The organism is Bradyrhizobium sp. BR 1432 (assembly GCF_051547705.1).
In the GTDB taxonomy this organism is placed as follows: Bacteria; Pseudomonadota; Alphaproteobacteria; order Rhizobiales; family Xanthobacteraceae; genus Bradyrhizobium; species Bradyrhizobium zhanjiangense.
The window spans coordinates 1654139-1669791 of the sequence record NZ_JBPUGF010000003.1 but is presented as its reverse complement, the minus strand read 5'-3'; the positions used below and the strand labels follow the sequence as shown (position 1 = coordinate 1669791).

Below are 15653 nucleotides of genomic sequence, written 5' to 3'. Positions count from 1 at the left end.
TTCGGTCTCCGTCGATTGGTCCGGGCATGGTGATGGTTTAGCGGATCGGATCTGCCGCTGCGCCAGAGCGATTGCCGTGGTTACAGCGCGATTGCTGCTAACGCTGGCGCCTGCGCCAGTCGCTCGGGCTCTCCCCGGTCAGCTTCCTGAAGGCAGCCGCGAATGCCGTCTGCGAGGAATAGCCAAGCGCGGCTGCGATCGAGACCACCGCATCGTCACTGTCGCGCAGCATCGTCATGGCCTGCTCGAGGCGGTGCTGGCGCAGCCAGGCATGCGGCGACAGCCCGGTGCTTTCCTTGAAGGCACGGCAGAAGTGAAAGCGCGACAGACCCGCATCGGACGCCAGCGCATCGAGCGAGACGTCTGCATCGCTGTCGGACCGCAATCGTTCGATCGCACGGAGCAGGACCTTCGGCGACAGCCCGCCCATGGTCGGCTGCAATGTGGTCGGCGAGCCCGAATGGGCCGCCAGGACGCGCGTGGCCAGAAGATCCGTCAGCTGATGCCGGAACAGATTATCCAGCGCGCCATGGCCCTCCAGCGCGTCCGCTGCGCTCAGCAGCAGTCGGGACGTGATGGGATCGGGATGCGCCGTTCGCTCCAGCAGGTCGGCCGGTCCGGTGGTCCCGGCCTCGTCGGCAATGCGCTTCAGCGTCGCATCGGGAAGATAGAGCTGAACCACGTCGACGGGTTTCGGAATGTCCCACCTGGAGCTCGATCCTTCCGGAATGATGATCAGGACCCCCGGACGAAACGTCCCGATCGCGACCGATCGTCCCGAGCGCCGCTCCATGCGCTGCATCACGCCGTTGTAGGCCATGATCACGTGGTGGCTCATGGGTTCGACGACGTCGTGCAGCGGATCGTGCTTCCAGTGCGCGATGCCGGCGCCGGAGGCATCCAGCGCCATGCGAAACGGTTCGGTCCTGAGCACGCGCGCCATCTCCGCACCGGCGACGCGCCGGTCGGAATGCGAGCTGTCCTCCCCCTGTGCGCCAGGCGCGGGTGGCAAGCCCTGCTGCGAGGGATCGCGCATGGGAGCAGTGTTTCCGGTCATTGTCGCGCCTCCTGATCAGTCGAGCTTCAAATCAGTCGCCCGTATTTGTACGGACGGCGCGCCTTCTATGGCTGCGAGGGCCCAGCGTATTGCCTGAAGCGGTCAGGCTTTGTCCGATCCTGCTCCAAGCAGGCGCGGGGTTTCGCGAACGCACGATGGGCGGAGGGGGAGGGAAACGTTTTATGACAAAAGGCGTGAGAGGCGGTCGCACGGATGTCGCGAGCGAACGTTCCGCGTTCGGTCGCGTGCCATCAGTTCAGCCGCATCACGAGCGCTTCGGTGCCGATCGTCACGGACACCGCGGATCGAGCGGCAGTCATGAGCGCGCGGCTCAAGCCGCCGCGGCCTGCGCCGACAAGAGCTGCTTCAGTTTCGCCGCAGGTACCGCCGGGCTGAACAGCCAGCCCTGCATCTGGCTGCATCCGAGCTGGCGCAGCACCTCGCGCTGGGCCTCGGTCTCGACGCCTTCGGCGGTCGTCGCCATGCGGCGGGCGGCAGCCATGTGCACCACGGCCTGCACGATCGGCGAGGAATCCTCGGGTTCGCCGATGTCGCTGATGAAGCTGCGGTCGATCTTGATCTTGTCGAAGGGGAAGCGGTGCAGATAGCTCAGCGACGAATAGCCGGTGCCGAAATCGTCGAGCGCGATGCGTACGCCGAGCTCGCGCAGCTGCTGGAGGACGGTCAGCGCCTCCTCGTCGTCGCGAATGAGCACGGTCTCGGTGATCTCGAGCTCGAGCCGTTCCGGCGCCAGCCCCGACTCCGCGAGCGCGGCGGCGACCTTGAGCGCCAGCGTCCGCGACCGGAACTGCACCGGCGAGACGTTCACCGCAACGTGGATCTGGCCGGGCCAGCTCGCGGCTTCGGTACTGGCCTGCTTCAGCACCCATTCGCCGATCTCGCCGATGAGGCCGGTCTCTTCGGCAACCGGGATGAAGTCCGCGGGCGAAACCATGCCGCGCTCGGGGTGGCGCCAGCGCAGCAGCGCCTCGCAGCCGGTGACGACATTGGCCGCGAGGTCGACCAGCGGCTGGTAGTGCACCTCGAACTCGCCGCGCGCGAGCGCCTGCCGCAGATCGAGCTCGAGCTGCCGGCGCGCCTTCGCCTTGGCGTCGTATTCGGGTGAGAAGACGCGGAAGGTGCGACGCCCTTCCGACTTCGCGGCGTACATCGCAAGATCGGCGCGCTTGAGCAGGTCGTCGATATTATCGCCATGGTCGGGCGCGATCGCGATGCCGATGCTGGCATCGGTCGGAATCTCCTGGCCCTTGCAATTCACGGGTGTGCGCAGGGCATTCAAGATCGTTTCCGCAAGCGTGGTCAGCTGGGCCTCATCGTGGGTGCCGGCCTTGATGATGGCGAATTCGTCGCCACCGAGCCGTGCCACCATGTCGTTGCCGCTGACGCAGGCGCGCAGGCGGTTCGCGACCTGGCGCAGCAGCTCGTCGCCGACCTCGTGTCCTAGCGAATCGTTGACGCCCTTGAACTCGTCGACGTCGATATAGAGGATCGCGAACGGCTTGCCTTGGGCAAGCTCGGCGACGCGGCGCTCCAGATGCCCGCGCATCAGCACGCGGTTGGGCAGGTCGGTCAGCGCGTCGTAATGCGCCATATGGGCGATACGCTCCTCGGCGCGGATGCGCGCGGTGACGTCGTCATGGGTCGCGAGCCAGCCGCCGGCCGCGCCCGGCTGGTTCTTGATCTCGATCAGCCGGCCGTCGGCGGTCTCGACGATGGTGCTCTGGATGCGCCCGACATTGTTCAGGATGTCGTCGCAATAGGACGAGACGTCGCCGTCGAACGAGCCGGTGTCGTGGCGATGCTGGATCACCTCGCGGAAATGGGCGCCGGGCTTCACCACCTCGCTCGACAGGGCATACATCTCGATATAGCGGCGGTTGCAGACGATCAGCCGCTCGTCCTGATCGAACATCAGGAGGCCCTGCGTCATGGTGTTCATGGCGGTGTCGAGCCGCTGCTTCTCCAGCGAGAGCCGGTGCGTCACCTGACGGAAGATCAGATAGAGCGTGAGCACGAGCAGGCCGATCGACACCACGGCCACCGTGACGAAGAACTTCGTCTGCGTGCGCCAGGTGGCGAGCGTCGCATCCATCGACTTGGTCGCAACCACCACCAACGGCTCGCCGGTGAGGAGGCGCGAGGCGACGATGCGGTCCTTGCCGTCGATCGGGCTTGCGAGCTTCGTGGTGACGAAGGTGCGCTCGAACACCGCCATCTGCTCGGGCGTGCCCTTGCGGTAGTTCTGCCCGATCATCGCGTCGACACGCGGGATGCGCGCGAGCAGCTGGCCGTTCTGGTGATGCATCGCGATCGAGGATTCTTCGCCCAGCCCAGTCGAGGCGAAGAAGGATTCGAGCTGCTCCGGCGCGATCGCGCGCGAGACGAGCCCAAGGAATTCGCCGTGCGGGCCGGAGACGCGCCGGGCGAACACGATCGCCGGTCCGTTGCCGAGCCGGCCCTGTACGACCTCGATCTCTTCCTGCGCGGCCGGATCGTTCTTGAGGCGATTGAAGTAGCCGCGGTCGGCCACCGAGATCTCGGCGACCGGCCAGCGCCGCGACGAGTTGATCAGCACGCCCTTGGAATCGAACACATTGGCGCCCGCGACGTCGGACCAGCCGCTGGCCTTTGCGCGCAGCACCTCGTGCATGGCGAGTGTGCCCATCTCGCTGCGGAACACCTCGGCGGATTCGATGCCGCGGCTTTCGAGCTCGGCGATGATGCTCTTCTGGAGCACCGCAAAGTCCTCGAACTCGCGGTCGAAATGCCGCGCCAGCAGCCGGACGGAGCTCTCCAGGCTGTCGCGGCCGCTCTCGATCGCGTTCTGCCGGAAGCGGTCGACGGTGAGCGCGGTGCCGATGGCGGTTGCGGCCATCAGCACGAAGCCGCCGACGATCAGCCATGTCAGCGGTGCCCCGCGCCAGCGGCGCAGCAACACGCGCATCCGCGCGGTCCATCGGATCGATGTGCCCATCCAGTCCTCCCGTGGGACGCAAGATGCAGCAAAACCGACAAGACCGCGTTACCAGCAAGGGTTACGAAAATATGAATCGGAACGGAATCAGGGGGTTGTTCCCCGGCGTCACCGCCGGATCTCCCACTTCAGGGCTTCCGCATTCGCCTTGGCGAACATCGCCGGCACGTCGAAGGTCCCGGTCTTGAGATCATAGCGGCAGCGCCAGTCGGCGAGGCCCTTCATGGCGACGTTCTTCGGATGCTTGTCCATTTCGCCCGACAGCGAGATCACGAGGTAACGGTTGTCGGGCCATGTCACGCCGAGACCGCGATAGGCCTCTTCCGTGCCTTTCACGAGATTGGCCGAGATGTGGTAGTCGAGCTTCATCTTCCGCGTGTCCGGCCGGCTGTGGAAATAGGCCCAGGCGAGATCGCTCAGCGAATGCTTCGTCGCGCTGACGAAGGCGCCCTTCTCGACATGGTAGAGAAAGAGGTCCTGCTCGCCGGAGCCGGTCTTCTGCATCCGCACCAGCCATTGCGAATCGCTCGTGAAACGGAAGCCGGCCGGATAGCCCTGCTCGGGCTTCAGTTCGGTCATCCCTTCGCCGTGTCGCGCCCACACCTGCCATTTGACGTCGAAATCCTCGCCGTCCTTCATGTACTGCTCGAGCTTGGTGGCCTTGTCGGGCGAGGTGAAGCCGAGATGTTCATCGTCGGTGAGGACGAAGCCCGGCGGCGGGCCGGAGGCAGCAAGCGCAGGCGAGGCGGCCAGCGTCAGGGCGAGCGCCAGCCATGGTGCAGGGCGGCAAAATGCGTTCACGGGGAAAATCCTTAAAAAAATTGGGCGCAATGCGGTCTCGTTGATTTGACGCCGACGGGGCCCTGCCGGTTCATCTCGGGCGCGGCTGCGCATCATCCCAACGATCGTCTTGCTGCCGCAGCGAAAACGGCGCAATTTGCGGCCCTCGGCTGATTTGCGTCCCAAGGTTCATTTCCGATGATCACCGCATCCAAGGCCTTCATTGCCTTCTGTCTGCTCGCGGTGGGCGGCACCGTGCTGGTGATCGGCCCCACCGAACTGCGCCGCCTGCTGCCGGGCGAGGCGAAGACCGAAGTCGCCGTCGGCGCCAAGCCGGAGGCCAAGGCCGAAGCCAAAGTCGAACCCAAGGCCGAAGCCAAGCCCGCGCTGAAGCCGGAACCCAAGCCGGAAGAGCAAAAGCTTGCCGCCAACGCGCCGCCGGCCCCAGCCGCATCGCCGTCGCCGGCGCCCGAGCCGAAGGCGGGCGCGCTGGCCGAGACGCAGAAGCAGGTCACGGCGCTGGCCGACCTCGCGCCGGTCAAGCCGCCGCCGGCAGCGGCGGATGCGGGTCCGCGTTTTGACGTCGCGCGCATCGACGATCATGGCGAGGCGGCGGTGATCGCCGGCCAGGCCACGCCGGGTGCGAAGGTGGAGCTGCTGCGCGACGGCAAGCCGCTCGACACCGTCACGGCCGATGCGTCGGGCCAGTTCGTGATGACCCCGCTGCAGCTTCCCGCCGGTTCCTATGAGCTGACCTTGCGGGCGAAATCGACCGACGGGACCGTCACGCAATCCAGCCGCAGCATGCCGGTGACCATTGCCGAGGCCGCGCCGCCGCCGGCACCCGCCGTGCGGCAAGAAGCGAAACAAGAGGCGAAACAGGCCGAGAAGCCTGACGACAAGCCTGAAGTCGTGGCCTCCTTGCCCTCGGCATCGCCACACCTGGCCTCAGCGCCCGACAGGCCCACGGCTCGGCCCAGATTGACGGGCGCACCGAAGCCGAAGGTGATGGCCCGGGCAGCGTCGACCGCGGTCGCATCGGCTTCCCCGGCGGACGCACTCAGTGGCACACCTGCGGAAGCGGGTGGCAGCCGTGTGATCTCCCGCGGCGACAGCCTGTGGGCGCTCAGCAAGCTCGCCTATGGTGACGGCGCCCGCTACGCCGTGATCTTCAACGCCAACCGCAACAAGATCCACAATCCCAATTTGATCTATCCCGGCCAGACCTTCGTGATGCCGCCAAAGGCGCAGTGACGGGCACGGTCTTTCCTCTCCCTCTCGCCAAAAGCGGGAGAGATAAGCAGTTGCCCGCGACGCTTTGCCCTCTGTGGTTCCGGAACAATCGGTTCCCCCGCGCGTCATTGTGATGCGACGCAGTGCGCGCTTGGCGTTGGGAGGAGGCCGAGGTGGTCAGGTCAGTTTTCATGTCCGGACGCATGGGACTGGCGGTGGCGGGCGCTGCTCTCATGTTTGGGGCCGTGCTGCTGCCTGGCAAGGCCGAGGCCCAGTTCGGATTGCGCGGCGGTCCGCTCGGCGTTGCACGTTTTGCCGTCGGCCACATGATCGGCCTGTCGCGCTTGCGCCATGCCCGCATGGCGGTGCGCGGTGGCCGCTACCGCTCGGCCGCGCTGAGGTCGCAGGATCCCCGCGGCGGCGAGCGCGGCCAGCCGGCCAACCCTTACGTCCTGCGTGCGGCGCTCACCGCGCAGGCCGCGCTGTCGGGCTGGCAGGGCGGTCGCCGCCCGCAGGGCTGGTGGCGCCACCCCGATGGCAGCTATGGCTGGGTCGGCCCGGTGTTCTGGCCGTTCGCGCATGACGATCTCACCACCGCGATCTTCTTTGGCGACACCACCAGCCTCTCGCTCTATGGCTATGGCGACATCTATGCCGCGATCTTCACGCCTTATGCCGCCACGGAGCTTGCCGCCTACACTGCACCGCAAGGCCGGCGCGCGCGGCGCACCCCGTCCGCGGAGACTCTTTGCGAAGCCAGCGACACCGGCGGTCTGCCCGTCGAACGCATCACTGCCGCCGTAGCGCCGAACAAATCGCAGCGCACCGCGCTCGACGAGCTCGCATCCACCTGGAATGCTGCGCGCGACACCATCCGGGCCGCCTGCCCGGCGCAGGCCCCGGACACCGCCGCCGAGCGCCTCGGCCTGATGCGCGAGCGGCTTGAGGCCATGATCAAGGCAATTGACGCGGTCGCGCCGCCGCTTGCGAAATTCGTCGGGCTTCTCAATGACGACCAGAAAGCCAGAACTCAATGCGCTCGGCAATGAGCGTCGCGCCGCGCTTGCCGCGGCTCAGCCGAAGGACGCGCAGGCGGCCGCCGCGTGCAAGCCGGGCTACGATCCCCGCTATGACGAAAAGGCGCAGCGCCAATATGAGCAGCTGGTGCAGCCAGCAATGGCCCGCTGCCGAGATTGCTTCCACGCTCAAGCTCGACGAGACCGCCCGCGCCCGCTTTGAGGTGCTCCAGGACACCACGCTGCGCACCATGGAGACGCTGAGCGCCTGCCCGGCGGAAGCCGCCGCGACACCGCAGGCCCGCCTCGCCGCCGTGAAGGCGCGACTTGAGACGATGCTGCAAGCGGTCGGCGGCATCAGCGATGCGCTCGACGACTTCGAGGCCGATCTGAGCGACGAGCAGAAGGCCGGCTTCGAGGCGATCGGACCGAAACGGGGGGCGTGATCACCCGCACGCCCAGTCGAACTTCATGTCCCTGAAGTCGAGCTGCGCATTGCCGCCGCCAAAATTATAGCCGCCGAAATATTCTTCGAACTCGATGTAGAACGGGCTCATCTCCGGCACCGCCTGGCACGGCCGCATGGTGCCGCCGAGGTGATTGTGGGCGTGGTCCTTGCTCCAGTCGTGCAGGCGGAAATTGTCGCGGCCCGGCACGCCGCCGACGTAATAGTAGTAAGGCTGATAGCCGGTCGGCGCCTTCTCGCGTGTGTGCTCGTCCTGCGGGCCCTTGCCGGCGTTCGGATCGCTCGCACGCGGCGTCAAGGCAATCGCGCGATTTTCAATGAGAGCAGCGCGCGGAGCGCTGGCGAACATCTTCTGCCCGTATGGCGGCGCGGCCTCGAAGAAGGCGCTGGCGCCACCAACGTCGAGCCAGCGCGGCCGCTCGGCCGTCGCAAGCGCCAGCGGCGCCGGCGGCGTCGCGAACGCGCCGTCATATTCGGCCTTGGTGAGCAGCAGCGCGGCATATTCATAGTCGAGGATGTCGGTCATCCGCGACAGCCGCGGATGCGCTGGTAGCGTCAGCACGGCCTCGCGGATTTCTGGGTCGTCGGGCGCGCCGCCGTCATTGTGATCGGGCGCGGTGGCAAAGAACGACACCGCGGCGATGTCTTCGCCATGCACGCGATAATCCTCCGGCAGCAGAAGCGTGAAACCGTGCATCAGCGGATAGCCGCTGACCGGATCGAGCGGCCATTGTTCGGATGTGATGCCCGGCGGCAGCCCATAGACCCAACCATGATCGCGCGCGCGGTCAGCGGGACGGTCCAGCATCTGCAAATCATAAGCACGCGAAGGCAAGGCAAACGCCACAGATCGTCTCCATCCGGATTTTCGCGAAGCGAGGATTGGTCGCAGGGAGGCGGGATATGGTTCGTGGGAGGGTGAATTGCGCGAGATCCTCGGCTTCGCCGGTGCGCCTCCCAAGAAGGCATCGGCTGCAGGCCTCTTGAGGAGAAATGATATCCGTTTTATGATATACATTAGATGATGTATATCATGGAGGGTTCCGTGCTGGTTTCCAAATGGGGAAATAGCTTGGCGGTTCGCCTGCCCAAGGCGCTTGTCGAGGCCCTGAATCTTTCGCCCGGCGACGAGCTCAACGTGGTGGAGGCCTCGAAGGGCCGGCTCGCAGTAGAGAAGATCGACAAGCGAGCGGAATTTCTCAGGCAGGTGGAGCAGTTCCAGTTTCCCCTGCCCGAAGGCTACAAGTTCGATCGCGATGAGGCGAACGAGCGGTGAGTGCCTTCTTCGACAGCAATATTCTGATCTACGCCTATTCGACCGACACAAAGCGCCAGCGGGCGCTGAACACGATTGCTGGCGGTGGTGCCATCAGCGCGCAGGTGCTGAACGAGTTCACCAACGTGTTGCGTAAGAAGCAGAAGCAGGATTGGCCAATGATCGAGGCAGCTGTGCAGTCCCTCCGCTTTCGCTTTCCCGACATCTTGCCGCTGACATCACACACGCACGCCGCGGCGCTTGCGCTTGCCAGCGGTCACACCCTTGCCTTTTATGACGCGCTGATCGTCGCTGCGGCGGTCGAGGCCGGCTGCGACACGCTCTACAGCGAAGACCTGCAACACGGCCGCAGCATCGGCGGGCTCACCATCGTCAATCCGTTTCTCGGGAGCGCACCGTGAACGCCCAGACTCACGTCGCCAAGATCTGGAATTTTACGCATGTCCTGCGCGATCAGGGCGTCTCTGGAGCGCTTTCGTAACGTCGCGAAATCAGCCTGAGCGCCCGATCATGTCAAATCACGCCAGCACCCGCGCGAGATTCGCGTAAGTCATTGATCCCAAAGCCCCCGGCTACTGTGCATGGGGTTGTTTTCGCACTTTTTGTTTGGCCGCTCAGCCTCGCCGCCGCGCCGCCGCGGCATCCACCACGTTCTCGACCTCGTCGCGCCAGGACAGGATCTCCATCGCGAGCACGGGGTGATTGAAGCCCTTGAGCTGGAGATCGTCGAGGGCGCGGGCTTCGACCCAGGGCTCGACCATGCCGTAGACGCGGCGGCTCACCACGATCTGGTTGGGCTTGGCCTCGCCGCAGAGGCGGGAGGCGAGGTTGGTGACGCTGCCGATCGCGGCATATTCCAGCCGCTGCTCGAAGCCGACCTGGCCCAGCGTCGCATAGCCGAGCGCAATGCCGATGCCGAACCCGAGGCTATGTCCGCGGTTGCGCCAGCGCTCGGTCAGCGGGCCGATGGTGTCGCGCATCTCCACCGCCATCTTCACCGCGCGCTGGATGTGGTCCTCGAATTGGATCGGCGCGTTGAACAGGATCATCACGCCGTCGCCGGCATATTTGTCGAGCGTGCCCTCATATTTGAAGATCAGCTTGCCGAGCGCTGCGTGATATTCGCGCAGCACGTTCATCGCCTCTTCCGGCTCGGTCGCTTCCGTGAACGCGGTGAAGCCGCGCAAATCGCAGAACACCACGGTCACCTCGCGGCGTTGGCTGGTGAGCAGCCCCTCGGGGCTGTCGGAGGAGGCGATCAGCTGTGCGACCTGCGGCGCCAGGAAACGCTCGAGCTTGCGGATGCGCTCGATCTCGCCGAGCTGGGTCTTGACGCGCGCCTCCAGCGACTTGTTCCAGTCCTTGAGCTGCTCGGTCTGCTCGCGCAGCTTGTCGGCCTGGGCGCGCACGGTCTCGTTCGCCGTCTCCAGCGCGTGGCTCTTGTGGTCGACCTCGGTGAACAGCCGCGCATTGCGCATCGCCAGCACCGCCTGGTTGGCGAAGGTGCGCATCAGGCCGATGATGCTGGGGGCGAATGCGCCGCTGGCACGGCGCAGCACCACCAGCGAGCCGAGCGTGCCCTGCTGGTCGACCAGCGGCACCACCAGCACCGCGTGGAAGCCGGCATTGATCGCGGCGTCGCGCAGCGGCTGCTCGGTGGCATCGTCGAGATCGGCCAGCGCGATCGGCGCGCCGCTCCCGGCCGAATCGCTCAGGATGTTCTCGCCTTCGTCGATGGTGACATGCGCGCCCTCGGCCGATTTGTCGATGCCGCCCGCCTCGACCAGGTTGAAGCGGCGCTTGTCCGCGTCATAGCCGTAGATCAGCACGGCATCGGCATGGGTGATCTCGATGGCGCGGGCCGCGATCGTCGGCAGCACGGCATTGAGATCGAGCGAGGAGGCGACCGCGCGGCCGACCTCTTCCAGCACCTTGAGCTCGTGGATCGACTGCGCGAGATCGCGGGTGCGCTCCTCGACCTTGGTCTCCAGGTTCGAATAGGTCTCCTGGATCTGATCGGCCATGCGATTGAACTGGCCGGCGAGGTCTTCCAGCTCGTCGGAGGTGTGGACGTCGATGCGGTGGCTGAAATCGCCCTCGCCGAGCTTGTGCGCGCCGTCGCGCAGCGCCGTGATCGGGATGATCATGCGGCGGGCGAGCAGCGTGCCGGCGAGGATCGCGACCAGCAGCCCCATGCCGATCAGCAGCGCGATGCGCACCAGCTGGTCGCGGATCGGCATCAGGGCCTGCGTGGTCGGCTGCTCGAACAGCACGCTCCAGCCGAGCTTCGGCACCGTGCTTGCGGCGCTCATCACCGCATGGCCGTTGAAATCGGTGCCCGACGTGTCGGGCTCGCGGCCGGGCGCAATCGCGGCCGCGACCTGCGGCAGCTTCGACAGGTCCTTGCCGACATCGGGCCCTTTCGAGGACGTCGCCAGCACGCGGCCCCGCGGATCGACCACATAGGCGAACGCGGCCTTGCCGACCTGGGCGTCGGACAGGAAGTCGGAGAGGAAGCTGAGATCGATCTCGGCGACCGTGACGCCGGCGTTGAAGCCGGAATGCGCCACCGAGATCGACATCAACGGGGTCCGGTCGGCGAACCAGGCCGGCGCGTAGCTGACGCCGCGGGCGACGGTGTCGGTGAAGCGCATGTCGCGGGAGAGGTCGGCATTGCTGCCGGTCGTGGTCGACTGGCGCGAGACGCGCAGCACCTCGCGGCCGTCGCCGTTGAGCTGGAACAGCTGGTTGACGACCGCGACCTGATGCAGGAGCGAGGCGTAATCGGCACGGCGCTTTTCGAGCGTGTCCTGGCTCGCCCGCGTCACCCAGCTGATCTGGCGTTCGAGCTCCGAGATCGATTGCTCGATCCGCCGCGCGGCGCCTTGCGCCTTGTCCTCCAGCCCGTTGGTCAGCGACGTCCGGGTGGCGCGGTAGGAGATCCAGGTCTCCATCGCGCCGTTGACGGCGAGCACGAACACGACGAGGCCGACGAGGGAGACGACATATTTGGCGAACAGGCCCTCGCGCAGAAACCGTGTCTTGTCGTTCGCTCCTGCCATCCCGATCCTCTCGCGCCGCCATTGCCGCCGCGCGCTACCGGCCGTACCGGCCCTTTCGCGCCGTTCTACCACAATTTGGGTCAGGGGATTGCCAAGGGGCCGGCCGAGCCGCCGTTGTGGTTACCCGCTATGGACGTCAGAAGCGGTGGCAAAGGGGCAGGTGGAAAAGCGGATGAATTGCCGCAGCCTGCGCGTTGGTCCGCCCCTCATCGATTAAAGAGTTGCCGCAGCACGTCGTTCATTGGCTGACTATCCTGCTGCGCGACGGGCGGATCCTCCAGGGCGGGAGCGGAAGGCGAGGCCTGTGGGGCCGGCGTGGATGGCGTCGCCGGCAGGCTGCGGCTGCGGCCGGTGCCAGTGCCGGTCCCGGCACCGCTGGAAAGCCCCTGCTGGATCAGATTGCCGATGGCTTCGCCCAAGGGGCCGCCGAGCAGATTGTTCTGTCCCGGCTGCTGACCTTGCGGATTGGCATTGCCGGTCGCATTGCCGCCGCCCGGTGCGGTGGTGCCGCCGAGCCCGAGGCCGCCCAGGATATTGCCGAGCCCGGCGCCATCGGGGCCGAACAGGCCCTTGCCCATCTCGCGCAGCTTGGCATAGGCGGCATCCGGATTATCCAGCACGCCGGCCATGTCAGGATAGATCCGCGGCTGCGACCAGGTGCCCTGGATCATCACGGGAATGCCGAAGCCGACCGGATCGGACGTGCGGCCCTGGCCCTCGGTCGTCATCACGAGCTTGGGCTCGACGCGAAAGCCCATCATCTTGGTGTCGAGGGCGATGGTGCCGGCGCCGGTCACGCGCACCAGCGGTCCGATCAGATTGAGATCGGTCGTCACCGCCTGGCCCTTGTCGATGCGGAAGGAGGCCGAGAGCTGCGACAAGTCCGTGCTCTGCTCCTGGCCGGGGTCCTGGCTTTCTTGCCAGCCGGACAGCGTGCTCGTGGTCAGCGAGCGGATCATCTGCGCAACGTTGATGCCGCGGATCGCGCCGTCCTGGAAATTGACGAAGGCCGTGCCCTGCATGTTCGCCATCAGCGCGCGCTGGCTGGCGCCGGCGCTGCGCAAAGCGAGCTTGGCCTGCAGCTTGCCGTCGATCCGGTCGAATTCGGCAAGGCCCTGGAGCAGCGGCAGCGCGCGCACGCCGACGAGATCGGAATGCATGGCGAAGCTCGGCGCGCCGGTGGTCGCATCCAGGATCACCTCGCCCGAGACCTGGCCGCCATAGGCGCCGAGGTTGGCGGTGCTGGCCTTCAGCACGCCGCCGGCGAGTTTTGCATCGAGCGCGAGCGGCGAAAGGCTGGCATCGCCGATCACGGCTTCGTTCGCCGAGATCCTGACTTGCGCGTCGACATAATTGAGCCCGGAGACGTCGATCGGCGCATTGCTCCAGGGTTGTCCGGCCGTGCCTTCCGGCGATTTCGCCAGCGGAATCGCGAGCCGCTGGAAGTCGAGATCGACCTTGACCAGCGGCTTGCTCGCGATGTCGACCGAAGCCCAGCCGTTGAAGGCGCCGTCGCCGAGTTTGCCATTGACGCCGTTGATCATCACGACATCGCCGCTCAGCCGCATGTCGGCGTGACCTGCGAGCTGGGATTTCAGCACGTCGGGCATGTCGATGGCGAAGTCGACCGGAATCGTCGGCCGGTCGCCCGGCGCCGTCGGCGTGGACGCCTTGATGTCGAACTTGGTCGGGTGCTCGCCGACGCGCGCGGTGCCGGTGATGTCGACCCGGCGGTCGCCGCCAACGACGGCATCGGCATTGATGGCACTGATGCGGCCCTCGACGCGATCGCGTATACGCGCGAATGCAACCTCGCCGTCGATGACCTTGACGCGGTCGATGGTCGCACCGCTCGTGTCGAGCGCGAGCGGCTTCGACGCGGTGCCGGCATTCGGCAGGCGCTCACGCAGCAACGGCTGGTAGAGCACGGGATGGGTGACGACGAACTCGCTGATCTCAGGGCGGCCCGACCAGACGCTGGAGAGCGACATGTCGGCCTGCACGCTGTCGACCGTCAGGCGCGTGATGCCGCTGCGGTCCTTCGGGTCTTGCAGCGTGATGTCGTTCAGGGTGACGTTCAGCGTCGGCCACAGGCTGATCTTGGTGGTGCCGTCGATCGACAGGCGATAACCGGTCGCCCTCTCGACCCGCGCGGCAATCGTCGAGGTCAGGAAGCCGGAGGGGATTCCGACCACCAGCAGGACCGCGATCGCGATGATGACGACAGCCAAAGCCGCGCCGACGAATTTCAGTGCTCTCATGTCGACTTCCCAACGACGGACGATCGGCAGCGAACCCGGCAGATTAACTGTCCTTTGCGCCCGTCTTTTGTGCCTCAGTTTATCCCGGGACGGGAAGCGGCTCCAAGCGCGCAAAAATAGTCGGGGGGTGCTGCAAAGTTATGTGACTTATGACACACTTCTCCGGCGCGGTTTTACGCGATCCTGATGTTGATGGTTCCAAGCGATTTGCCAAGGACATTCACGAGTAAATTGACGAGGACATTGAAATGAGCAAGCAGGCCGAATTTGCGGTCATCCTGAAGATGAACGCGATGTTCGCGGATCTCGGCGCGGACGAACTCCAGCGGCTGTCCAATCTCTGCCACACCCAGCATCTGGGGAGCGGCGAGGTGTTGTTTCAGAAGGGCGATCCCGGAAACGCGCTGTTCGGCGTGCGCCGCGGCCAGGTCCGCATCGAGACCGGCGCCTCCGACGGCAGCCGGCTGACGCTGAACTTCATGGGGCCGGGCGACCTGTTCGGCGAGGTCGCGGTGCTGGACGGCCAGAGCCGCACGGCCGATGCCACCGCGGGTGAGGCGAGCGAATTGTTCGTGCTGCGGCGCGAAGATTTCCTCGGCTTCCTCGAGCGCGAGCCGAAGGTCGCGATCAAGATCATCGCGCTGCTCTGCCAGCGCATCCGCTGGCAGAGCGAGCGCATGGAGGAATCCATGCTGCAGCCGCTGCCGGTGCGGCTGGCGCGGCGGCTCTGCGCGCTCGCCGCCGATTTCGGCTCCGAGGTGCACATCTCGCAGGAGCAGCTCGGCGTCTTCGTCGGCGCCGCCCGCGAAAGCGTCAACCGCCAGCTTCAGGCCTGGCGCAAGGAGGCGATCCTGGATCTCCAGCGCGGCCGGATATTGCTGCGGAACATGACCAAGCTGACGGCGATCGCGCGGAACGAGTAGGAGGTAGTTAAGCTGCTTCCGGCACATAGTGCAGGGTTAGCAGCTCTGACCGCAGGCATGGTGCTATAGCATATGATCGGCCGTCATCATCGCTGAATTCGACGAGCACCGTCTTGTCGTCAAGCTCTTCGACGATCGTGCCGACGTTTCCTCGCGCCAAGCGGTGCTCTGGAAGGCTCGCCAGCAAAGCGACGACATCCAGTGTCGCCGGCGCCCGCTTTCTTTTGCTCGCTACGCTCATCATAGCACCCAACAGGTGACGAATGTCGGCCGGTCGTCGCCGGTCCGTATGATCCATGCGGTTCTTACCACAGCCTGCTTCTGTTGTCGCCTAAGCAGGATATCCATGCGCCAGCGGCTGCCCCAGCGATCTGTCGCAATCTGGGACGCATCGCCAGAAAGGACTGCATTGAGGAGCGCACTGCGAAGCCAGGTTGCATCACCGCGCTGAAGATCGAGAGCGTCGCGGAAAACTCTCGCTTTGTGTCGACCGCGCGAATGCGAGGGGTTCAGGCAATAGTCTTCGAGCTTCCGAATGTCGACAGTAGCCTTCTTGCCATTCGGAATATGCATCGTGATGGCAC

Annotated in this window: 12 protein-coding genes and 1 pseudogene; 5 read left to right on the top strand and 8 right to left on the bottom strand. The window is 65.8% G+C overall.

From position 1 onward, the window contains the following. Positions 1 to 97: 97 nt before the first annotated feature. From ACSKB8_RS07950 to ACSKB8_RS07940, 3 genes are all read right to left on the bottom strand, one after another. Positions 98 to 1057, bottom strand: coding sequence for a helix-turn-helix transcriptional regulator (locus tag ACSKB8_RS07950; protein WP_438103545.1), 960 nt, complete (start codon positions 1055 to 1057; stop codon positions 98 to 100). Positions 1058 to 1388: 331 nt separating this feature from the next. Continuing rightward, positions 1389 to 4052 (bottom strand): bifunctional diguanylate cyclase/phosphodiesterase, encoded by a 2664-nt coding sequence (locus ACSKB8_RS07945; protein ID WP_438103544.1) that lies wholly within the window; start codon positions 4050 to 4052, stop codon positions 1389 to 1391. Between the two features lie 108 nt (positions 4053 to 4160). Beyond that, complete coding sequence (locus tag ACSKB8_RS07940; protein ID WP_438103543.1) at positions 4161 to 4853, bottom strand: hypothetical protein; 693 nt, start codon at positions 4851 to 4853, stop codon at positions 4161 to 4163. Positions 4854 to 5030: 177 nt separating this feature from the next. Here ACSKB8_RS07940 and ACSKB8_RS07935 point away from each other — a divergent pair, with 177 nt between their 5' ends. Together ACSKB8_RS07935 and ACSKB8_RS07930 are read left to right on the top strand one after the other, a co-directional pair. After that, positions 5031 to 6086, top strand: a complete 1056-nt coding sequence (locus ACSKB8_RS07935; protein ID WP_438103542.1) for a LysM peptidoglycan-binding domain-containing protein — start codon at positions 5031 to 5033, stop codon at positions 6084 to 6086. Between the two features lie 170 nt (positions 6087 to 6256). Then, positions 6257 to 7527 (top strand): annotated as a pseudogene (locus tag ACSKB8_RS07930) (Spy/CpxP family protein refolding chaperone). Here ACSKB8_RS07930 and ACSKB8_RS07925 read toward each other — a convergent pair. Further along, complete coding sequence (locus ACSKB8_RS07925; protein ID WP_438103541.1) at positions 7528 to 8355, bottom strand: hypothetical protein; 828 nt, start codon at positions 8353 to 8355, stop codon at positions 7528 to 7530. Positions 8356 to 8592: 237 nt separating this feature from the next. Here ACSKB8_RS07925 and ACSKB8_RS07920 point away from each other — a divergent pair, with 237 nt between their 5' ends. Together ACSKB8_RS07920 and ACSKB8_RS07915 are read left to right on the top strand one after the other, a co-directional pair. Next, positions 8593 to 8823 carry an AbrB/MazE/SpoVT family DNA-binding domain-containing protein gene (locus ACSKB8_RS07920; RefSeq protein ID WP_091897901.1) on the top strand — a complete coding sequence of 77 codons (231 nt, stop codon included), beginning with the start codon at positions 8593 to 8595 and terminating at the stop codon, positions 8821 to 8823. Then, positions 8820 to 9224 (top strand): PIN domain-containing protein, encoded by a 405-nt coding sequence (locus ACSKB8_RS07915; RefSeq protein ID WP_438103540.1) that lies wholly within the window; start codon positions 8820 to 8822, stop codon positions 9222 to 9224. The genes ACSKB8_RS07920 and ACSKB8_RS07915 overlap by 4 nt, the downstream gene beginning before the upstream one ends. A gap of 213 nt (positions 9225 to 9437) precedes the next feature. Here the strand turns inward: ACSKB8_RS07915 and ACSKB8_RS07910 are convergent, their stop codons facing one another. Then, positions 9438 to 11885, bottom strand: a complete 2448-nt coding sequence (locus ACSKB8_RS07910; RefSeq protein WP_438103539.1) for an adenylate/guanylate cyclase domain-containing protein — start codon at positions 11883 to 11885, stop codon at positions 9438 to 9440. Positions 11886 to 12091: 206 nt separating this feature from the next. Next, on the bottom strand, positions 12092 to 14146 hold the full coding sequence (locus ACSKB8_RS07905) for an AsmA family protein (RefSeq protein ID WP_438103538.1): 2055 nt from the start codon (positions 14144 to 14146) through the stop codon (positions 12092 to 12094). A 248-nt stretch (positions 14147 to 14394) separates the two neighbouring features. Between ACSKB8_RS07905 and ACSKB8_RS07900 the strand changes: the two genes are divergently transcribed. Next, positions 14395 to 15069 carry a Crp/Fnr family transcriptional regulator gene (locus ACSKB8_RS07900; protein ID WP_128930729.1) on the top strand — a complete coding sequence of 225 codons (675 nt, stop codon included), beginning with the start codon at positions 14395 to 14397 and terminating at the stop codon, positions 15067 to 15069. A gap of 7 nt (positions 15070 to 15076) precedes the next feature. Here the strand turns inward: ACSKB8_RS07900 and ACSKB8_RS07895 are convergent, their stop codons facing one another. Together ACSKB8_RS07895 and ACSKB8_RS07890 are read right to left on the bottom strand one after the other, a co-directional pair. After that, entirely contained in the window at positions 15077 to 15367 is a 291-nt protein-coding gene (locus ACSKB8_RS07895; RefSeq protein WP_438103537.1) for a DUF4926 domain-containing protein, read from the bottom strand. Further along, the gene (locus tag ACSKB8_RS07890) at positions 15310 to 15642 is read right to left on the bottom strand and encodes a DUF6883 domain-containing protein (RefSeq protein WP_438103536.1); all 333 of its coding nucleotides are present in this window, start codon (positions 15640 to 15642) and stop codon (positions 15310 to 15312) included. The genes ACSKB8_RS07895 and ACSKB8_RS07890 overlap by 58 nt, the downstream gene beginning before the upstream one ends. Positions 15643 to 15653: the final 11 nt, after the last annotated feature.